This window comes from Hydrogenophaga sp. UC242_53 (assembly GCF_042696965.1).
Taxonomy (GTDB): domain Bacteria; phylum Pseudomonadota; class Gammaproteobacteria; order Burkholderiales; family Burkholderiaceae_C; genus Hydrogenophaga.
The window spans coordinates 3,302,585-3,322,013 of record NZ_CP170552.1; the positions used below are offsets into that span (position 1 = coordinate 3,302,585).

General features: G+C 66.8%; 22 protein-coding genes and 1 pseudogene. 7 read left to right on the top strand and 16 right to left on the bottom strand.

What is annotated here, in order from left to right; genetic code table 11:
- Positions 1 to 6: 6 nt before the first annotated feature.
- From acpP to ACFJI0_RS16650, 7 genes are all read right to left on the bottom strand, one after another.
- A complete protein-coding gene (gene acpP / locus ACFJI0_RS16620) occupies positions 7 to 246 on the bottom strand; it encodes an acyl carrier protein (RefSeq protein ID WP_066269448.1) in 240 nt (79 codons plus the stop codon).
- Positions 247 to 363: 117 nt separating this feature from the next.
- Positions 364 to 1,125, bottom strand: coding sequence for a 3-oxoacyl-ACP reductase FabG (fabG, locus tag ACFJI0_RS16625; protein ID WP_382321225.1), 762 nt, complete (start codon positions 1,123 to 1,125; stop codon positions 364 to 366).
- Positions 1,126 to 1,141: 16 nt separating this feature from the next.
- Positions 1,142 to 2,092: an ACP S-malonyltransferase gene (fabD, locus tag ACFJI0_RS16630; protein ID WP_382321227.1), complete on the bottom strand. Its 951-nt coding sequence runs from the start codon at positions 2,090 to 2,092 to the stop codon at positions 1,142 to 1,144.
- Between the two features lie 39 nt (positions 2,093 to 2,131).
- The gene (locus ACFJI0_RS16635; protein ID WP_382155868.1) at positions 2,132 to 3,109 is read right to left on the bottom strand and encodes a beta-ketoacyl-ACP synthase III; all 978 of its coding nucleotides are present in this window, start codon (positions 3,107 to 3,109) and stop codon (positions 2,132 to 2,134) included.
- Between the two features lie 19 nt (positions 3,110 to 3,128).
- Positions 3,129 to 4,190: a phosphate acyltransferase PlsX gene (plsX, locus tag ACFJI0_RS16640; protein ID WP_291114260.1), complete on the bottom strand. Its 1,062-nt coding sequence runs from the start codon at positions 4,188 to 4,190 to the stop codon at positions 3,129 to 3,131.
- 133 nt (positions 4,191 to 4,323) lie between these two features.
- Positions 4,324 to 4,506, bottom strand: a complete 183-nt coding sequence (gene rpmF, locus ACFJI0_RS16645) for a 50S ribosomal protein L32 (RefSeq protein ID WP_005794249.1) — start codon at positions 4,504 to 4,506, stop codon at positions 4,324 to 4,326.
- A gap of 186 nt (positions 4,507 to 4,692) precedes the next feature.
- Positions 4,693 to 5,253 (bottom strand): YceD family protein, encoded by a 561-nt coding sequence (locus tag ACFJI0_RS16650; protein ID WP_382321229.1) that lies wholly within the window; start codon positions 5,251 to 5,253, stop codon positions 4,693 to 4,695.
- A 36-nt stretch (positions 5,254 to 5,289) separates the two neighbouring features.
- Between ACFJI0_RS16650 and ACFJI0_RS16655 the strand changes: the two genes are divergently transcribed.
- A complete protein-coding gene (locus ACFJI0_RS16655; protein ID WP_382321231.1) occupies positions 5,290 to 5,904 on the top strand; it encodes a Maf family protein in 615 nt (204 codons plus the stop codon).
- Positions 5,901 to 6,704 (top strand): SAM-dependent methyltransferase, encoded by an 804-nt coding sequence (locus tag ACFJI0_RS16660; RefSeq protein ID WP_382321233.1) that lies wholly within the window; start codon positions 5,901 to 5,903, stop codon positions 6,702 to 6,704. The genes ACFJI0_RS16655 and ACFJI0_RS16660 overlap by 4 nt, the downstream gene beginning before the upstream one ends.
- A gap of 9 nt (positions 6,705 to 6,713) precedes the next feature.
- On the opposite strand, the gene galU is transcribed toward ACFJI0_RS16660, so the two are convergent.
- On the bottom strand, positions 6,714 to 7,598 hold the full coding sequence (galU, locus tag ACFJI0_RS16665) for a UTP--glucose-1-phosphate uridylyltransferase GalU (RefSeq protein ID WP_382321235.1): 885 nt from the start codon (positions 7,596 to 7,598) through the stop codon (positions 6,714 to 6,716).
- A gap of 135 nt (positions 7,599 to 7,733) precedes the next feature.
- Between galU and ACFJI0_RS16670 the strand changes: the two genes are divergently transcribed.
- Both ACFJI0_RS16670 and galE read left to right on the top strand, forming a co-directional pair.
- Positions 7,734 to 9,173, top strand: a complete 1,440-nt coding sequence (locus ACFJI0_RS16670; RefSeq protein ID WP_382321237.1) for a mannose-1-phosphate guanylyltransferase/mannose-6-phosphate isomerase — start codon at positions 7,734 to 7,736, stop codon at positions 9,171 to 9,173.
- Positions 9,174 to 9,177: 4 nt separating this feature from the next.
- Positions 9,178 to 10,209: a UDP-glucose 4-epimerase GalE gene (gene galE / locus ACFJI0_RS16675; RefSeq protein ID WP_291114373.1), complete on the top strand. Its 1,032-nt coding sequence runs from the start codon at positions 9,178 to 9,180 to the stop codon at positions 10,207 to 10,209.
- Positions 10,210 to 10,225: 16 nt separating this feature from the next.
- On the opposite strand, the gene ACFJI0_RS16680 is transcribed toward galE, so the two are convergent.
- From ACFJI0_RS16680 to xdhC, 7 genes and pseudogenes are all read right to left on the bottom strand, one after another.
- Positions 10,226 to 11,206 carry a S49 family peptidase gene (locus ACFJI0_RS16680; protein WP_382321239.1) on the bottom strand — a complete coding sequence of 327 codons (981 nt, stop codon included), beginning with the start codon at positions 11,204 to 11,206 and terminating at the stop codon, positions 10,226 to 10,228.
- 12 nt (positions 11,207 to 11,218) lie between these two features.
- Positions 11,219 to 11,599: a Rieske 2Fe-2S domain-containing protein gene (locus tag ACFJI0_RS16685; RefSeq protein WP_291114379.1), complete on the bottom strand. Its 381-nt coding sequence runs from the start codon at positions 11,597 to 11,599 to the stop codon at positions 11,219 to 11,221.
- A gap of 7 nt (positions 11,600 to 11,606) precedes the next feature.
- Positions 11,607 to 12,267 (bottom strand): annotated as a pseudogene (locus ACFJI0_RS16690) (HAD family hydrolase).
- 4 nt (positions 12,268 to 12,271) lie between these two features.
- Positions 12,272 to 13,111 carry an S-formylglutathione hydrolase gene (fghA, locus tag ACFJI0_RS16695; protein WP_382325697.1) on the bottom strand — a complete coding sequence of 280 codons (840 nt, stop codon included), beginning with the start codon at positions 13,109 to 13,111 and terminating at the stop codon, positions 12,272 to 12,274.
- Positions 13,112 to 13,113: 2 nt separating this feature from the next.
- On the bottom strand, positions 13,114 to 14,220 hold the full coding sequence (locus ACFJI0_RS16700) for an S-(hydroxymethyl)glutathione dehydrogenase/class III alcohol dehydrogenase (protein WP_382321241.1): 1,107 nt from the start codon (positions 14,218 to 14,220) through the stop codon (positions 13,114 to 13,116).
- Between the two features lie 159 nt (positions 14,221 to 14,379).
- A complete protein-coding gene (locus ACFJI0_RS16705; protein ID WP_291121978.1) occupies positions 14,380 to 15,576 on the bottom strand; it encodes a urate hydroxylase PuuD in 1,197 nt (398 codons plus the stop codon).
- 139 nt (positions 15,577 to 15,715) lie between these two features.
- Positions 15,716 to 16,567: a xanthine dehydrogenase accessory protein XdhC gene (xdhC, locus tag ACFJI0_RS16710; RefSeq protein ID WP_382321244.1), complete on the bottom strand. Its 852-nt coding sequence runs from the start codon at positions 16,565 to 16,567 to the stop codon at positions 15,716 to 15,718.
- A 176-nt stretch (positions 16,568 to 16,743) separates the two neighbouring features.
- Here xdhC and ACFJI0_RS16715 point away from each other — a divergent pair, with 176 nt between their 5' ends.
- A complete protein-coding gene (locus ACFJI0_RS16715) occupies positions 16,744 to 17,307 on the top strand; it encodes an energy transducer TonB (protein ID WP_382155830.1) in 564 nt (187 codons plus the stop codon).
- A gap of 55 nt (positions 17,308 to 17,362) precedes the next feature.
- On the opposite strand, the gene uraH is transcribed toward ACFJI0_RS16715, so the two are convergent.
- Entirely contained in the window at positions 17,363 to 17,716 is a 354-nt protein-coding gene (gene uraH / locus ACFJI0_RS16720) for a hydroxyisourate hydrolase (protein ID WP_291121102.1), read from the bottom strand.
- 68 nt (positions 17,717 to 17,784) lie between these two features.
- On the opposite strand from uraH, the gene ACFJI0_RS16725 reads away from it, so the two are divergent.
- Together ACFJI0_RS16725 and puuE are read left to right on the top strand one after the other, a co-directional pair.
- A complete protein-coding gene (locus tag ACFJI0_RS16725) occupies positions 17,785 to 18,459 on the top strand; it encodes a GntR family transcriptional regulator (protein WP_382321246.1) in 675 nt (224 codons plus the stop codon).
- Positions 18,456 to 19,421, top strand: a complete 966-nt coding sequence (gene puuE, locus ACFJI0_RS16730; RefSeq protein WP_382321249.1) for an allantoinase PuuE — start codon at positions 18,456 to 18,458, stop codon at positions 19,419 to 19,421. The genes ACFJI0_RS16725 and puuE overlap by 4 nt, the downstream gene beginning before the upstream one ends.
- Positions 19,422 to 19,429 lie beyond the last annotated feature (8 nt).

Consider the following 19,429-nt stretch of genomic DNA (forward strand, 5'->3'; position numbering starts at 1 on the left):
TGTGCTTCAGGCCTTCTGGTTGGCCAACGCGTAGTCGATGGCTTTCTGAACCGTGGTGATCTTTTCGGCTTCTTCGTCGGGGATTTCGATACCGAACTCGTCTTCCAGCGCCATCACCAGTTCAACCGTGTCCAGAGAATCGGCGCCCAGGTCGGCCACGAAGGCCTTTTCGTTGGTGACCTGTCCCTCTTCCACACCGAGTTGTTCGGCAATGATTTTCTTAACACGTGCTTCGATATCGCTCATAGGTCCCTCTGAGGGTGGTTGAAATACAGTCCGCCATTTTAGCCGTGCCGGGAAAGTGATCCCGGGTGGCCCGCCGGGCGGCTGACGCGGCGAGGAAAAGGGGTGAATGCTCCGGACTCAGGACATGAACATGCCGCCGTTGACGTGCAGTTCCTGTCCCGTGACATAGGCCGCCTGAGGGCTGCTCAGGTAAGCCACCGCGTGCGCGATGTCGGCGGGTTTGCCCAGATGCCCCAGAGGGATCTGGCCCAACAAGGCTTTTTGCTGTTCTTCGGGCAAGGCCGCGGTCATGTCGGTCTCGATGAAACCCGGTGCCACACAGTTGACCGTGATGTTGCGGCTGCCCAGTTCGCGCGCCAAGGCGCGCGTCATGCCCGCCACGCCGGCCTTGGCAGCAGCGTAGTTGGCTTGGCCGGCGTTGCCCGACGCACCCACCACGCTGGTGATGCTGACGATGCGGCCATAGCGCTGCTTCATCATCGGGCGAATGACGGCGCGGCTCATGCGGAAGACGGCCTTGAGGTTGGTGTCCAGCACCGCGTCCCAGTCGTCGTCCTTGAGGCGCATGGCCAGCATGTCGCGCGTGATGCCGGCGTTGTTCACCAGCACCTGCAGACCGCCGTGGGCCTTGACGATCTCGTCGATCAAAGCCTCGGCCGCAGCCGCGTCATTCACATCCAGCTTCGCGCCCCGGCAACCGGTAGTAGCGCCAGGCGCGGCCGACAGCGCCGCACCGATGCGCGCCGCGCCTTCGTCGCTGGTCGCGGTACCGATCACGATCAGGCCACGCGTCGCCAGTTCCTGCGCGATGGCCGCGCCAATGCCCCGCGAGGCGCCCGTGACCAGGGCCACCTGGCCCGCAAATTTGATTTCAGACATGGGAGTTCTCCAGACTTCAGGCCAGCAAGGCCTTGACCTCGGCCAGCGTGGCGGGGTCGAACAGGGCCGCACCGGTCAAGGACGGATCCACGCGCTTGACCATCGCGGCCAGCACCTTGCGCGGCCCGCATTCGACCAGGGTGTCGATGCCGCGGGCCTTGATCGCACCCACGCACTCGACCCAGCGCACCGGCCCGAAAGCCTGCCGGTACAGGGCTTCGCGGATGCGATCGGGGTCGGACTCCACCGCAACATCGATGTTGTTGATCACGGGAATCTGCGGCGCCGCAAACGGCGTCGCGGCAAGCTTTTCCTTCAATTTCTCGGCGGCCGGCTTCATCAGGCTCGAGTGGAAAGGCGCGGACACCGGCAAGGGCAGCGTGCGCTTGGCACCATGTGCCTTGAGCACCTCACACGCCTTGTCGACGGCGGCCTTGCTGCCCGCGATGACGGTCTGCACCGGGTCGTTGTAGTTCACGGCCTCCACCACTTCGGCGCTGCCGGCACCAAAACTGGACTGTGCCTCCAGGCAACCCGCCACCACGGCCGCGGCGCTCAGGCCCAGCACGGCCGCCATGGCCCCCGTGCCCGGTGGCACCGCCTCCTGCATGGCCTGCGCACGAAAGCGCACCAGCGGAGCGGCCTGTGCGAGGGTCAAGGACCCCGCAGCCACCAGCGCGGAATACTCGCCCAGCGAATGCCCCGCGACCGCCATGGGCAAAGCGCCACCTTCGGCGCGCCAGACGCGCCAGGCCGCCACGCCCGCCACCAGCATCACAGGCTGGGTGTTCACGGTCATGGCCAGCACATCGGCCGGGCCTTCGTGGATCAGCTTGCCCAGGTCTTCACCCATGGCATCCGAAGCTTCCTTCAGCGTCTCCTGAACGGCGGGGTGATCGCCCCACGCATCGAGCATGCCCACGGCCTGAGAGCCCTGGCCCGGAAACACAAACGCAAAATTCTTCATGGAGATATTCAGTTCAGACGAAAGCAGAGAAGGCGGTGCTCAGAAATCGAGCAGCACCGAGCCCCAGGTGAATCCGCCGCCAACGCCTTCGAGCATCAGCGTGTCGCCTTTTTTGACTTGTCCCTGTCGCACCGCGTGGTCCAGCGCCAACGGGATGGAGGCCGCCGAGGTGTTGCCGTGCTGGTCGACGGTTACAACCACCTTGTCCAGCGGCAGTTTGAGCTTGCGCGCCGTGCTGTGCATGATGCGGATGTTCGCCTGGTGCGGGATCAGCCAGTCGATGTCTTCCGTGGTCTTGCCGGCCTTGATGAGCGTGGCCCGCGCGGTGTCTTCCAGCACGCCCACTGCCAGCTTGAAGACCGCCTGGCCATCCATCTTGAGCAGTGGGTCGCCGAGGATCTGCCCGCCGGAGACGTGGCCCGGCACACACAGAATGCCCGTGTGCTTGCCGTCTGCATGGATGTCGGTGGCCAGAATGCCCGGCGTGTCCGAGGCCTCCAGCACCACGGCACCGGCGCCATCGCCAAACAGCACGCAGGTGGTGCGGTCGCTGAAATCGAGCAGGCGGCTGAAGATCTCGGTACCGACCACCAGGGCCTTGCGCGAGGTGCCCGAGCGGATCAATGAATCCGCGACGGTCAGGGCATAGATGAAACCTGTGCACACCGCCTGCACGTCGAAGGCCGGGCACCCGGCGATGCCCAGCTTGCGCTGCACGATGGTCGCGGTCGAAGGAAAGACCATGTCCGGCGTGGACGTGGCCACGATGATCAGGTCGATGTCGCCCGGCGCCACCTGGGCCGCGGCCAAGGCCTGTTGGCAGGCCTCGACGGCCAGATCACTGGCATAGACCCCGTCGGCCACGAAGTGACGCGCCCGGATGCCGGTGCGTTCGACGATCCAGTCGTCGCTCGTTTCCACGCCGCGCGGTGCCAGCAGCTCGACCATGTCGGCGTTGGTCAGGCGCTGGGGCGGCAGGCTGCTGCCAGTGCCGGTGATGCGGGCGTAGCGTGTCATGCGGGTGAGAGGCGAAATTTCAAAGGGTCGGAATGCTCTTGAGCTCGCTGGGCACGGACTCCGGAGCAATCAGCGGCTTGGCGTGGGCGATGCGCTCCCGCACGTTGTCCAGCAATTTGTTGTGGGCCGCATCATAAGCCCGGCTCAGCGCATGTTCGAACGCAAAGGCATCCGCCGATCCGTGGCTCTTGAACACCAGCCCTTTCAGGCCGAGCAGCGCCGCACCGTTGTACCGGCGGTGATCAACGCGATTTTTAAACGACTTTAAAACCGGATAGGCGACGATGGCCGCCATTTTTCGAAAAATGTTCTTCGAGAATTCTTCCCGGATGAAGCCACTGATCATCGAAGCCAGGCCCTCGCTGGCCTTGAGCGCCACGTTGCCGACGAAACCATCACAGACCACGATGTCCGTCGTGCCTTTGAAAACGTCGTCGCCCTCGATGTTTCCGAAGAAATTCAGATCGCCGGTGTTGGACGCATTTCGCAGCAGAACACCGGCTTGTTTGATGACTTCGCTGCCTTTGATGACTTCTTCACCCACGTTGAGCAGCCCCACTGTCGGCTCCTGCCGACCCGTGACCGCCGCCACCAGAGCCGAGCCCATCACGGCGAATTGCAGCAGGTGCTCGGCCGAACAATCGACGTTGGCGCCCAAGTCCAGCACCGTGGTCGCACCACCCCGGGCGTTGGGCATCTGGGTGGCGATGGCCGGGCGATCGATGCCATCCATGGTCTTCAACACATAGCGGGCGATCGCCATGAGCGCCCCGGTGTTGCCGGCCGAGACGGCCGCCTGCGCGGCACCGTCCTTGACCTGGTTGATCGCCACCCGCATCGAAGAGTCCTTCTTGCGGCGAAGCGCCACCTCCACCGGATCCTCCATGGTCACGACCTCGCTGGCCGGCACCACCTTGCAACGCACGTTGTTGAGCAGTTGGGGCCAGGCGCGAAACACCTCGGGCTTGCCCACGAGCAGAAGTTGCGCCTGGGGATGAGCAGCCAGAAAGGCCGTGCAGGCAGGCATGGTGACGGCCGGCCCGACATCCCCGCCCATGCAATCCACAGCGATGGTGATCATGACAACACCCCGGATCGAGCGCTTTGTGCACCCCAAGAACAAAAAAAGCCCGCATGCAGCATGCGGGCCTGTGCCTCACTGGCGAACCGGACCCCGTTCGCGACACCGCGGCGAGGCCCGTGGCGGCCCGCCATCAGGCTTCGGACTTGTTTTTCAGCACTTGGCGACCACGGTAGAAGCCGTTGGGGCTGATGTGGTGGCGCAGATGGGTTTCGCCGGTGGTGGGTTCCACGGCGATGCCGGGCACGTTCAGCGCATTGTGCGAACGGTGCATGCCGCGCTTGGAGGGGGACTTTTTGTTTTGCTGAACAGCCATGGTGGGCTCCTGAAATCGGTAGGGTCAAACGGAGTGGCACAAACGGAGACCTGAAATCGCTCCGTTCAACCGGTTGCGCGCCTGACCCGGGCACGTCAACGTGCGAATGGATACCAGCGCAAAGCCAAGCATTATAGCCCGAAGGCGGCAATGCCGCCAGCCCCGGGGCCATGGCGCGCCAGAGGCTCACTTTTTGAGCTTGGCCAGTTCGGCAAAGGGGTTCTTGCGGGGCGCCGCGGCCTCGGGAGCGTCCCCGGCCCCCGCCGTGCGCAGGGACACCGGCTCAGGGCAGGTGTCGTGCATGGGCACCAGGGGCAGTTCCATCAACAGCTCATCCTCCAGCACGTCGTGCAGATCGGGCCTGGGCTCCAGGGCCAGCAAGTCCTCTTCGCAGTCGTCATCCTGGGCTTCGGCCGTGGCCTCATCGGCCACGAAACGGAACCAGCGGTCCACGGTCAAGGGCGTGTCCACAGGCGCGAGGCAGCGCTGGCAAGTCAGCGGCACCCGGGCATCGGCCTGCAAATGCAGCCAGACATCGGGCGTGCCGCCGCTGGCCGCCGGCCGCATTTCGCCCTGCGCCCGCCAGCGCACGGGCGTGAGCGTCGCGCCATCGTCCAGGGCCGCTTCGGCCTGGACGCGGGGGAATGCCGAAAGCGGCTCTTCGTCCTGCAGGCTGGCGGCCGCCTGGGCGAAGGCACGCACGTCCAGGCGCCGAGGGTTCCAGGCCGTCTTGGGGGTGTCTTTCATCCGGGCAGTGTAAAAGAATGCGGGGAGAATACCGGGATGACCACCGCTTCCGATCCGTCATCCGACACCCCGTCCCGAGCCCTCATTCTGGGTTCCACATCGCGGTACCGCCATGAACTGCTGTCCCGGCTGGGCGTGCCCTTCGAAGCGATCGCCCCCAACGTGGACGAAACACCCCGGGCCGGGGAAAAGCCGGCGGATCTGGCACTTCGCCTGGCCATTGAAAAAGCCCGGAATGTCGCGCAACGACACCCCCAAGCCGTGGTGATCGGCAGCGACCAGGTCGCTGACCTGGCTGGCGAACCGCTTGGCAAGCCAGGCACCCATGAGCGGGCCGTGGCCCAGCTGAGGCGCATGCGCGGCCAGACCGTGGTGTTCCAGACCGCGCTGGCGGTGGTGTGCCAGGCCACGGGCTTCGAACACAGCGACATCGCTGCGGTGCGGGTGGTGTTCCGTGACCTGAGCGACGGCGAAATCGAGCGTTACCTGCGCGCGGAGCAACCCTACGATTGCGCCGGCAGCGCCAAGAGCGAGGGCCTGGGCATCGCGCTGCTGGAGCGCATCGACAACGACGACCCGACGGCCCTGGTGGGTCTTCCGATGATCCGCACCTGCCGACTGATTCGCGCGGCGGGGGTGAAGTTGTTGTGAGCGCCCACTCCGAATCACGCGGCACGCTCTACCTCGTGCCCACCCCCCTGGATTTCGGCGTGGCGCAGGCCACGCCCGTGGCGCCCTCCGAGTGGCTCCCCGCCGAGACGCTGGGCACCGCCCGGCGCCTGACTCACTGGATCACCGAAAACGCCAAGAGCACGCGCGCCTTTCTCAAGCGGGTGGACGCCCTCGCCAGCCTGGCCGCACCCTTGCAGGCGCAGCAGATCACCGAGCTGCCCAGAGCGGCCCACAAGAAGGGGGACCATGCCCCGCAGGCCGAAGGCGACGCACAGGCCCGTGAACTGCTGGCCCCCGCCCTGCTCGGGCACGACATCGGCCTCGTCAGCGAAGCCGGCATGCCCGCCATCGCGGATCCGGGAAGCTCCATCGTGCGCGCCGCGCACGCGATGGGCCTGCGCGTGGTGCCGCTCACCGGCCCCATCTCGCTCATGCTGGCGCTGGCCGCCAGCGGGCTGAATGGACAGAGCTTCGCGTTCGTCGGCTACGTGCCCCAGGACGCCACCGAGCGCGCCAAACGGTTGCGGGAACTGGAAGCCCTGGCCCTGAAGACCGGGCAGACGCAGATCCTCATCGAAACGCCCTACCGCAACACCGCCCTCTTGCAGGCGCTGCTGCAAACGCTGCATCCGCACACTCGCCTGGCCGTGTGCGGGGCACTCACCTTGCCGCAGCAGGTCTGCCGCAGCGCGCTGGTGCAGGAGTGGAAGCGCAACCCCCAGACCCTGTCCGGCGAGTTGCCGCTGGACGCGCCCTGCGTCTTCCTGCTGGGCCGCTGAAGTCCGGGCTCAGACGCCCAGACGCTTCAGGTGCGCGCGCACCGAAGCGCTGAGTTCGGTGTTGGCCAAGGCCAGATCGATCGTGGCCTCCAGGAAGCCTTCCTTGCTGCCACAGTCGTAGCGCTTGCCGGCGTAGCGGAAGGCCTGCACCTTTTCCTTGCCGATCAGGGCCGCGATGCCGTCGGTGAGCTGGATTTCGCCCCCCGCGCCACGCGGTTGCTGGCGGATGCTCTCGAACACCGCCGGCGTGAGGATGTAGCGACCGGCCACAGCCAGGGTCGAGGGGGCCACGTCGGGCGCCGGCTTCTCCACCATCGCGAACACCTCGGCCAGCGCCTGGTTGGCGCCGTGCACGTCGACGACGCCATAACGGCGCGTCTCGGCGCGCGGCACGTCCTGCACCGCGAGCACCGTACCCGGGCTGGACTCGTAGGCCTGCACCATCTGCTGCAGCACGGTGGCACCGCCCTGCGCCTGGTCCTGGCCCATCATCAGGTCGTCGGCCAGCAGCACCGCGAACGGCTCGTTGCCCACCAAGCGCTCGGCGCAGAGCACCGCATGGCCCAGACCCAGCGCGCGAGGCTGGCGCACATAGACGCAGTCCATGTCGTCGGGTTTGATGGAATGCACCAGCTGGAGCAGGGCGGACTTGCCCGCGGCCTCCAACTCCATCTCCAGTTCGTAGGCGGTGTCGAAGTGGTCCTCGATGGCGCGCTTGTGGCGCCCGGTCACGAAGATCATTTCGCGGATGCCGGCGGCGTAGGCCTCCTCCACCGCGTACTGCATCAGCGGCTTGTCCACCACCGGCAACATCTCCTTGGGGATCGCCTTGGTGGCCGGCAGGAAACGGGTGCCCAGGCCACCCACGGGAAATACGGCTTTGCGGATCGTCATCTTGGTTTGGCTCGCATGTTCGTGAAGAAAGGCTCACCATGTTAACGGCGCACACGCCGACGTCCATCGAAAGGCTACACTGCAGCGGATTGAAAGCGGGGTTCCCCCCACTGGTTCAACCCACTCCCATCCGGCATGAGCATCACCCCCGTCATCCTTTGCGGAGGCTCCGGCACCCGTCTGTGGCCTCTGAGCCGCCAGAGTTTTCCCAAGCAGTTCGTGCCTCTGGTGGGCGACAAGAGCCTGCTGCAGCTGACCCTGGACCGCTTGGCCTGGTGCGACAACCCGGTGATCTGCGTGGCCGCCGAAGACCACCGTTTCCTGGTGGCCGATGCGATCGAAGCGGAAAACGTGCCCGGGCAGGTGCTGCTCGAACCGGCGGCGCGCAACACCGCCGCGGCCATGGCGCTGGCCGCCCTGCTCGCCCGCTCGAAGGACAACGCCGATCCCCTGCTGCTGTTCTGCCCCTCCGACCACCACATTCCCGATGCTTCGGCCTTCGCCCAGACCATCCGCCAGGGTGTCCCGGCCGCCAAGGCCGGCGCCATCGTCACCTTCGGCGTGATGCCCAGCTTCCCGAGCAGCGCCTACGGCTACATCCAGCAGGGCGATGAGCGCGCCGATGGCAGCCGCAAGGTGGCCCGCTTCATCGAAAAACCCGCACCGGCCGCCGCCCAGGCCTTGCTGCTGCAAGGCAACGTGCTGTGGAACGCGGGCATCTTTCTCGCGCGCGCCAGCACGCTGCTGGCCGCGCTCGCCCAGCACGCCGCCGACATCCTGCAGGCCTGCGAAAAGGCCATGGCCAGGACGCGCCAGGACCGGGTGGGCCAGATCCAGTTCGTTCGCCCCGACGCCGAATCCTTCCTCGCCTGCCGCTCGCAGAGCATCGACTACGCGGTGATGGAGCCGCACGACGACGTGGCCGTCGTGCCCTTCCAGGGCCAGTGGAGCGATGTCGGCAGCTGGAACGCGGTGGCCGAACTGAGCGACGCCGATGGCGAAGGCAACCGCATCACCGGGCAGGGCCACGCGCTGAACGCGCGAAACACCTTCATCCACGCGCCGGGCCGCACCGTGGTGGCGCTGGGCACACAGGACCTGCTGATCATCGACACCCCCGACGCCTTGCTGGTGGCCCAGCGGGACCACGCCGAGCAGGTGAAGGACGTGGTGGCCCACCTCTCGCAGCGCAAGGTGCCGCAGGCCGCGATGCACCGCCGCGTGGCGCGCCCCTGGGGCTGGTACGACAGCGTCGACATGGGCGAGCGCTTCCAGGTCAAGCGCATCGGCGTGAAGCCGGGCGCCTCGCTCAGCCTGCAGAAACACCACCACCGCGCCGAACACTGGATCATCGTCAAGGGCACGGCCGAAGTCACGCGTGGGCAGGAGGTGTACCTGCTGTCGGAGAACCAGTCGACCTACATCCCCATTGGCGAAGTGCACCGGCTGCACAACCCCGGCAAGATGGTGCTGGAGATGATCGAGGTCCAGTCGGGCAGCTACCTCGGCGAGGACGACATCGTTCGGCTGGAAGACATCTACGGCCGCCAACCCGACCCCGCCACCAAGAAGTAAAAAAATGAAAGTTCTGCTCACCGGCGGCGCCGGCTACATCGGCAGCCACACCGCCGTGGCCCTCATCGAAGCCGGCTTTGAACCGGTGTTGCTGGACAACTTCGCCAACAGCCACCCCGTGGTGTTGGACCGCCTCGCGCGCATCACAGGGCAGACGATGCCGTTCGAAGAAGGCGATGTGCTGGACACGCCCTGGGTTGAAGACGTGCTGCGCCGCCACCGTCCTGTGGGTGTGATCCATTTCGCGGGCGACAAGGCGGTGGGCGAAAGCGTGGCGTTGCCCCTGAAGTACTTCCACAACAACATCGGCGGCGCGGTCAGCCTGCTGCGCGCCATGGAGACCGTGCACGCGGAAGACCCTTCAATCGCGCCCACGCTGGTGTTCTCCAGCAGCGCGACGGTGTACGGCGATCCGGCCACCGTGCCGATCACCGAGGACTTCCCGCGCAGCCACACCAACCCCTATGGCCACAGCAAACTGGTCATCGAAGACATGCTCACCGCCCTGTGCGCGGCCCGTCCGGCCTGGCGCGTGGGCACGCTGCGCTATTTCAACCCGGTCGGTGCCCACCCCAGCGGCCTGATCGGCGAGGACCCGGCGGGCATTCCCAACAACCTGATGCCCTACGTGGCGCAGGTGGCCGTGGGCCAGCGCGAACACCTCAACGTGTATGGCAACGACTACCCCACGCCCGATGGCACGGGTGTGCGCGACTACATCCACGTGCAGGACCTGGCCGCCGGCCACGTCGCCGCCATCAAGGCCCTGCTGAGCCGGGGCGAGAGCTTCACGGTGAACCTGGGCACGGGCAGCGGCCACAGCGTGCTGGACGTGGTGCGCGCCTTCGAACAGGCCAGCGGCCGCCCGGTGCCCTACCAGATTGCCCCACGCCGCGCGGGTGACGTGGCCCAGTGCTGGGCCGACCCGGCGCTGGCCTTGCGCCTGCTGGGCTGGCAGGCGAAGCACACGCTGGATCAGATGTGCGCCGATGCCTGGCGCTGGCAGAGCGGCAACCCCAACGGCTACAAGGGCTGAACCCGCCCCGGGGCCCTCACTTCAGCTGCACGCCGGCCGCACGGGCCGCCAGGAACATCCCTTCGCCCATGCTGGCGCCAAAGCGCTTGGCCAGGCGCAGGCCCACGTTCTCGCGGCGCGTGTAGTCCACGATCTCCTCGGCCTTGACGATCTCGCGCGCCACGTAGTCGAGGTTGCCCAGGCCGTCGGCCAGGCCGAGCGCCACCGCCTGCTGGCCATTCCAGACCAGGCCGCTGAAGGTGTCGCCGTTCTCCTTCAGGCGATCGCCACGGCCCTTTTTCACCACCTCGATGAACTGGGCGTGGATCTGGCCCAGCATGGTCTGGATGTAGGCCTTCTGCGCCTCGTCCTGCGGGCTGAACGGGTCCAGCATGGCCTTGTTGGCCCCGGCGGTCATGAGACGGCGCTCGATGCCGAGCTTGTCCATCAGGCCGGTGAAACCGAAGCCGTCCATCAACACGCCGATGCTGCCGACCAGGCTGGCCTTGTCCACGTAGATGTCGTCCGTCGCCGCGGCGATGTAGTAGGCGGCCGAGGCACAGGTTTCTTCCACCACCGCATAGACCTTCTTGTCGTGCAGGCCCTTGAGGCGGGTGATCTCGTCGTTGATGATGCCGGCCTGCACCGGGCTGCCGCCGGGTGAGTTGATCAGCAGCACCACGGCCTGCGCGCCCTCGTCCTCGAACGCGGAGCGCAGCGAGGCCACCACGTATTCGGCGCTGGCTTCGGCCCCGCTGGCGATCTCACCCTTGATGTCCACCACCGCCGTGTGCGGGGTGCTCACCGTGGTGGTGGTGTTGCTGGTGTAGGCGAACCAGGCAATGGCGCCGAACACCGCCAGCCAGAGCAGCCGGCTGAACATCTTCCAGCGGCGCGCGGACTGCTGCTCGCGGATGGTCGCGAAAACCAGTTTTTCCAGGGTGGCGCGCTCCCAGGCCACGCCCGGCGTGCGGTCGCTGGAGGCGTTGGCGGACGGGCCGGGGAAATCGTCGTTCATGGTCGAAGGCTCTCAGAATTCAAGGGGTTTGAGGTGGTATTGTGACCGCCAGTGGACCACCCCGTCGTGCTCCACCAGTTCGATCTTGACCAGCCCGCCCCGGCATGGCCCACCCTGGCAGGCACCGGTGTCGGGCTCGTACACCGCGCCGTGCGTGGCGCACAGCAACCAGCGGCCGCTGTCGTCGAAAAACCGATCGGGCTGCCAGTCCATTTCCATCGCCACGTGGGTGCAGCGGTTCAGGTAGGCGTGCGGCTGGCCGCGGTAGCGGATCGCGAACGCGCGGCAGGTCTGGCCCGCGTACACCACGTCGAACGACACGGCACGCCCCCCATCGACCAGATCCCGGCTGTTGCACAGCGCGTAGACCGGATCGTCGGAGGGGATGCTCATGGCCGGCTCAGGCGTGGGCGTTCAGCCAGTCGTGCAGTTCGCGCACCGAATGCGCCACGTGCAAGGGGTTGAGCACCGCGAAGCTGGCCGGCTCGTGCGCACCGTAGCTCACGCCCACGCTCGCGCAGCCGGCGTTGACGGCCATCTGCAGATCGTGCGTGGTGTCGCCGACCATCAGGGTGCGCTCGGGCGCCACGCCAAACTCGCGCATCAGCTCGTGCAGCATGCGGGGGTTGGGCTTGCCCGCGGTCTCGTCGGCGGTCCGTGAGCCATCGAACACGCCCTGCAGCTCCACCGTGTGCAGCACCTCGTTGAGGCCCGCCCGGCTCTTGCCGGTGCGCCACCGTCAGCCAGTGGTGGCGGCGCTTGAGCTCGGCCAGCAGCGGCAACACCCCTTCGAACAGGCTCAGCTCGTGCTGCGCCGCCATGTAGTGGTGGCGGTAGCGCTGCCCGAGCTCTGGGTAGCGGTCGGGTGGCACGTCGGGCGCGGCGTGGGCCAGGGCCTGCATGAGGCCCATGCCGATCACGTAGCTGGCCGCCTCGCGGGTGGGCGCCACACCCCCGACATCCACCACCGCCGACTGGATGCAACGGGTGATGAGCGCGGTGGAATCGAACAGGGTGCCGTCCCAGTCGAAGGCGATGAGATCGAATTGGCGCGGGCGCATGGGGTCAGGCACAAAGGGTTTGCGCATGGTGGCGCAAGTGGTCTTCGATGAAACTGGCGATGAAGTAATAACCGTGGTCATACCCCTCGTGCCGGCGCAGCGTGAGCGGCTGGCCGGCCTGCGCGCAGGCCGCCTCGAACAGGTGGGGGTGCAGCTGGGCGGCCAGGAAATTGTCCGCCAGCCCCTGGTCGATCAGCAAGGGAGGCGCCTTGCGCCCGGCCTTCACGAGTTCGGTGGCGTCGTGCGCGGCCCAGCTGGCGCGGTCGTCACCCAGGTAGCCACCGAAAGCCTTCTCGCCCCACGGGCACTGCGTGGGCGCGGCGATCGGCGCAAACGCCGACACGCTCTGGTACAGCCCGGGGTGGCGCAAGGCCAGCGTGAGCGCTCCGTGCGCACCCATGGAGTCGCCAAAGAGGCCGACGCGGTCGTCCCGCGCGGGAAACTGCGACAGCACGAGCCCGCGCAACTCTTTCGTGACCCAGCTTTCCATGCGGAAGTGCGCCGCCCAGGGCGCTTGCGTGGCATCGAGGTAGAAGCCCGCGCCGTGGCCGAAGTCCCAGGCCGCGCTCGCGCCCTCGATGCCGGTGTCGCGCGGGCTGGTGTCGGGCGAGACCAGCATCAGGCCCAGCTCGGCCGCCACACGCTGCGCGCCGGCCTTGATGGCGAAAGTCTCCTCGGTGCAGGTCAGCCCCGCCAGGTAGAACAGCACCGGCACCGGGCCCTGCGCGGCCTGCGGCGGCACGAACACGCCGAACTTCATCGGCAGGCCGATCCCGGCCGAGGCGTGGCGGTAAAAGCCCTGCACGCCGCCGAAGCAGCGGTGCTCGCTCAAGGTCTCCAGCACCATCAGAACTCCACGACAGCGCGGATGGACTCGCCGCGCTTCATCAGCGCGAAGCCCTCGTTGATGTCGGCCAGCTTGAGCTTGTGGGTGATCAGGTCGTCGATGTTGATCTTGCCGTCCATGTACCAGTCGACGATCTTGGGCACATCGGTGCGGCCTCGCGCGCCGCCGAAGGCCGAGCCTTCCCATTTGCGGCCGGTGACCAGCTGGAACGGGCGCGTGCTGATCTCGGCACCGGCCTCGGCCACGCCGATGATGATGCTGCGGCCCCAGCCCTTGTGCGTGCACTCCAGCGCCTGTCGCATCACCTGCGTGTTGCCGATGCACTCGAAGCTGTAGTCGGCCCCACCGTCGGTCAGCTGCACGATGGCATCGACCACGTTCTCCACCTCCTTCGGGTTGATGAAGTGCGTCATGCCGAACTTGCGCGCCATCTCCTGGCGGGCGGGGTTGAGGTCCACACCGATGATCTTGTCCGCGCCCACCATCTTCGCGCCCTGGATCACGTTCAGGCCAATGCCACCCAGGCCGAACACCACCACGTTGGCGCCCGCCTCCACCTTGGCGGTGAAGATCACCGCGCCGATGCCGGTGGTCACGCCGCAGCCGATGTAGCAGACCTTGTCGAACGGGGCGTCCTCGCGGATCTTGGCCAGCGAGATCTCGGGCGCCACGGTGTAGTTGCTGAAGGTGCTGGTGCCCATGTAGTGGAAGATGGGCTTGCCGTCCAGGCTGAAGCGGCTGGTGGCATCGGGCATCAGGCCCTTGCCCTGCGTGCCGCGGATCAGCTGGCACAGGTTGGTCTTGCGGCTCAGGCAGAACTTGCACTGGCGGCATTCGGGCGTGTACAGCGGAATGACGTGGTCGCCCTTCTTGAGCGTGGTCACGCCCGGGCCCACGTCGACCACGATGCCCGCGCCTTCGTGGCCCAGGATGGCCGGGAAGATGCCTTCGGGGTCCGCGCCCGAGAGCGTGTAGTAGTCGGTGTGGCAGATGCCGGTGGCCTTGATCTCAACCAGCACCTCGCCGAATTTCGGCCCCTCCAGGTCCACGGTTTCAATGGTCAGGGGCTGGCCTGCTTTCCAGGCCACGGCGGCTTGCGTCTTCATGGTGTGCTCTGCTCGGAGGTTGTGAAATCGGTCACGAGGTTACCGCAGATCACACCCCCTCACCGGAGCGACATGACAAGACCCGAAACACCGCGGAACTGGCTTTGCCAGGCCGCAGGTGTTGCCCCCTGAGGGGGTAGCGCGAAGCGCTGCGGGGGGTCACTCTGTCTTCGCGCCGCCCTTGAACCATTGGCCGATCAAGGCGCGCTCTTCCTCGGTGAGCCCGGTCGCGTTGTTCATCGGCATCAGCCGCGTGACCACCGCCTGCTGGTACACCGCCTGCGCGTGCTGCTTGAGCGCATCGGGCGTGTCCAGCCGCACGTTCTTGGACTGCAGCGCCTCGCCATGGCACATCACGCAGCGCTGGTCGATCACCGGCTTGACCTGCGCATAGCTCACGGTGGCGGGCACCGCCACCGCCTGCACCGGCGCCGGCTTGAGCCAGACGATCAGCGCAATCAGCGCCACCACGCCAGCCACCGCATACGGCCAGGGGTGCTTGTTGCGGCCCAGCTTGTAACCGTGGCGCATCACGAAGAACTGGCGGATCGCCGCGCCGGCGAACATCATGCCGATGAGGATCAGCCAGTTCTGCGGGTGCGTGTAGGTGAAGCTGTAGTGGTTGCTCAGCATCGCGAACACCACCGGCAGCGTGAAGTAGGTGTTGTGCACGCTGCGCTGCTTGCCGCGCTTGCCGTGGATGGGGTCGACCGGTCGGCCGGCCTTGAGGTCGGCCACCACCGTGCGCTGGCCCGGGATGATCCAGAAGAACACGTTGGCGCTCATGGCGGTGGCAATCATCGCGCCCACCAGCAGGAAGGCCGCGCGCCCGGCGAACAGCTGCGTGGCGAGCCAGGCCGCCACGCACACCAGCACCAGCACCAGCGCGCCCACCTTGGCGTCACCGTTCTCCTTCTGGCCCAGCGTGCGGCAGATCGCGTCGTACAGCAGCCAGAACACCACCAGGAAACCCAGTGCGGTGGCGATCGCCGCGGCCGGCGACCACTCGAACACCTTCGGGTCGATCAGGTAGACGCTCGGGCTCCAGAGGTAGGAGATGAGGAACAGCGCGAAGCCCGAGAGCCAGGTGGAGTAACTCTCCCAGTAGAACCAGTGCAGGTGGTCGGGCAGCTTGGGCGGCGAGACCGCGAACTTCACCGGGTGGTAGAAGCCGCCGCCGTGCAGGGCCCAGAGTTCGCCACTGACACCGTCCTTCTTGAGCTGCTCGTCCTCCGGCGGGGTGAGGCTGCTGTCAAGAAAGACGAAATAGAAAGATGAGCCAATCCAGGCAATGGCCACGATGACGTGCAGCCAGCGAAGCAGCAGATTGGCCCAGTCGAGCAGGTAAGTTTCCATGGCACCTCAAGGCAAGGTCAGGGCTTGCGACTCACCACCGCGGGCGCTCTGAGTCGTCTGAGGGCCGCGTTTGAGTGTTGTGGGAACACCCGCTCCGCTGCGACCGGTCGGCCAAAGTGTATACACTTTTTGAGAACATTCAAGAGGTCATGCGCGCATCGGCCGTGGTTTCGCAGACAAGCAACAACTGCGCCACCACCGAGGCGGCGATCACGGCCGGCGCCTTGCCCTGGATGCCCGGCAGGCCGATGGGGCAGGTGATTCGCGCCAGCTCCGCCTCGCTGAAACCGCGCTGGCGCAGGCGGCGCTGGAAGGTCGCCCACTTGGTCTTGCTGCCGATCAGCCCCACGAAGCCCAGATCGTCATGTTGCCGTTGCCGTTGCAGGCAAGCCGCCACGATGTCGAGGTCTTCGGCGTGCGAGAAGCTCATGATCAGCACGCTGGAGCGCGGCGCCAGGTCGCGCACCGCGAGCTGCACCGGTTCGGAGTACTCGGTGCGCACCCCGATCGGCAGGTCGTGCGGAAACACCTCGTCCCGGCTGTCGATCCACGTCACATCGAACGGCAGCGGCGCCAGCGCCTGCACCAGGGCGCGGCCCACGTGGCGACCGCCGAACAGCGCCAGCGGCGCATGGCCAAAGGTCAGGCGCTGGCGCAGCGCCTCGCGGCAGGAGGCATCGACCAGTTCGAATTGCAGCACCAGGGCCCCGCCGCAGCACTGGCCCAGGCTGGGGCCCAGGGTGACCGCCTGCGACCAGGCGGCGGGCCGCTCGCTGGCCCCGCGCCCCAGCGCCTCGCGCGCATGCCGCATCGCGTCCCACTCCAGGTGCCCGCCACCGATGGTGCCGACCGCGCCACCCGCCGCGCCCGCGAACACCGCCATCCACGCACCGGTTTCGCGCGGCACGGATCCGCGCGTCGCGCCGACCGTCACCAGCACGGCGCGCTCCGTCGCCAGACGCAATAAAAAGGCTTCAAGGTCTGAGAGCATCTGTGGCGCCGCCGTCAAAAAAGAGGTATGGACACGCAATCGGAATCGAGGACACCCAGTATCCGCCCCTACTGTACCCACGCCCTACCGAAAACGCCCATACACTTCATCCGCCCCGCCATATGGTCCAGCCGAAGACCCCGCCCGACCCCCGATCCCTTTGCAGGTCAGCCACCATGAGAGACATCACCCCCGCTCCCCGTCCGGCCCCGCGCGCGGACGCCGCCGACCAGCCCCGCGCGCCCTGGGGCTGGCTCGGCCTGTGCACCGCCGCCCTGCTGGCCGCCTGTGCCGCGCCGCTGCCCCCACCGCCGCCACCGCCACCGCCCCCACCACCGGCTCCGGTGCCCGCACCGCCGCCGCCCGTGAGCGCCCTGCCCGCACCCGACTTCATTTCGCACGCCGCCTCGCCGCACGACTACCGCAAGGACGGCGCGCGCCACATCTACGAACGCAATGCCCACCGCATTTACAAGGGCCAGCTGCCGCCCCTGATGCATGCCGTGGGTGTGCTGCAGGTGCAGGTCGATGGCCGCGGCAATGTGCAGAACATCAACTGGATGCGCGCGCCCAGCCATGTGCCCGACGTGATGCGCGAGATCGAGCGCACCGTGCGCGCCGCCGCCCCCTTCCCCGCGCCCGTGCGCATGGGCAGCGTGACCTACACCGAGGTCTGGCTGTGGGACAAGAGCGGCAAATTCCAGCTCGACACGCTGACAGAAGGCCAGCGTGACAAGTAGGCCTCGATCCCTTCGAAAAAAAACCCGCCATCCGGCGGGTTTTTTTTATGCCCGCTCAGCTGCCCCGGTAGGTGGAGTAACTCCAGGGGCTCACCAGCAGCGGCACGTGGTAGTGCTGGTCGGTGTGCGCCACGCCGAAGTCCAGCGACACGCGGTTGAGGAAATTGGGCTCGGGCAGCTTCACGCCCTTGGCCGCGAAATACCCCGTCACGTCGAACACCAGCCGGTAGGTGCCCACCTTCAGGCTGGCGTTGTCGTACAGCGGCCCGTCCGGGTTGCGCCCGTCCGCGTTCAGCGTGAAGCGTTTGACGAGCGTGGCCTTGTCGCCCTCGGTGGTGTGCAGTTCCACCACCATGCCGGCGGCAGGGCAGCCGTGCATCGTGTCCAGAACGTGTGTGCTCAAGCCCATGGTGTGTTGTCCTTCCAGTGTTTGATGGTCGACCGAAAGTGTATACACTTTTTGTTTTTCTGGATATGATGCGCCGCATGGAAACCTCCAGCACCCTGCACATCGTCGAGTCGCTCACGCGGGCCATCGTGGAGCACCGGTTGCACCCGGGCACCAAGCTGGCCGAGCAGAAGCTGGCCGACCACTTCGGCGTCTCGCGCACCCTGGTGCGCCAGGCCTTGTTCCAGCTCTCGCAGAACCGGCTGATCCGGCTCGAACCGGCGCGCGGGGCCTTCGTGCGCACGCCCTCGGTGCAGGAGGCGCAGCAGGTGTTCGCCGTGCGCCGCATGCTCGAGGTGGAGATGACGCGCGCCTTCGTGAAGACCGTGACCAACGCCAAGATCAAGGCGCTGCGCGAACACGTGGCGCAGGAAAAGATGGCCGTCAACAACGAGGACGTGGCCGGTCGCACCGAGTTGCTGGGCGACTTCCACGTGCGCATGGCCGAGCTCATGGGCAACCAGGTGCTGTCCGAGCTGCTGCGCGAACTCATCTCGCGCTGCGCCCTGATCACCCTCATGTACCAGAGCAACCAGGCCGCCGAACACTCGAACGACGAACACGCCGACATCGTCAAGGCCCTGGCCGCGCGCGACGAGGAACTGGCGGTGCGCCTGATGAACGAACACCTGCTGCACGTGGAGGAAAACCTGACCTTCGACCGCAAGCTGCCGACCAACGACATCTCCATGGCCTTGTCATGACGCTTTACGACTCCACGCGCGATTACCCGCGCGATCTGGCCGGCCACGGCCGCGATGTGCCTCATGCCCGCTGGCCCAACGGCGCGCGCATCGCCGTGCAGTTCGTGCTGAACTACGAAGAAGGCGGCGAGAACAGCGTGCTGCATGGTGACGACGCGTCCGAGCAGTTCCTGTCCGAGATGTTCAATCCCGCGGCCTACACCGCGCGCCACATCAGCATGGAAGGCATCTACGAATACGGCTCGCGCGCCGGCGTCTGGCGCATCCTGCGCGAGTTCGAGCGGCGCGGCCTGCCGCTCACCGTGTTCGGCGCGCGCACCGCCCTGCAGCGCAGCCCGGACGTGACCGCCGCTTTCAAGGAGCTGGGTTACGACATCGCCTGCCACGGCCTCAAGTGGATCCACTACCAGAACGTGGACGAGGCCACCGAGCGCGCCCACATGGCGCAGGCCATGCAACTGATCGAACGCCTCACCGGCAGCCGGCCCCTGGGCTGGTACACCGGCCGCGACAGCCCCAACACGCGCCGCCTGGTGGCCGACTACGGCGGCTTCGAATACGACAGCGACTACTACGGCGACGACCTGCCGTTCTGGATGAAGGTGCGCAAGACCGACGGCAGCGACGCGCACCAGCTCATCGTGCCCTACACGCTGGACTGCAACGACATGCGCTTCGCGCTGCCCCAGGGCTACTCGCATGCCGACCCGTTCTTCCAGTACCTGAAGGACACCTTCGACGCGCTCTACGCCGAAGGCGACCCCGACGGCCTGGACCGGCCCAAGATGATGAGCATCGGCATGCACTGCCGCCTGCTCGGCCGGCCCGGCCGCATCACCGCGCTGCAGCGTTTCCTGGACCACATCCAGCAACACGACAAGGTCTGGGTCGCGCGGCGCCTGGACATCGCGCGCCACTGGACAGCCACCCACCCCTTGACGCCCCCTGAACATGCCGCCTGAGGCCGCCC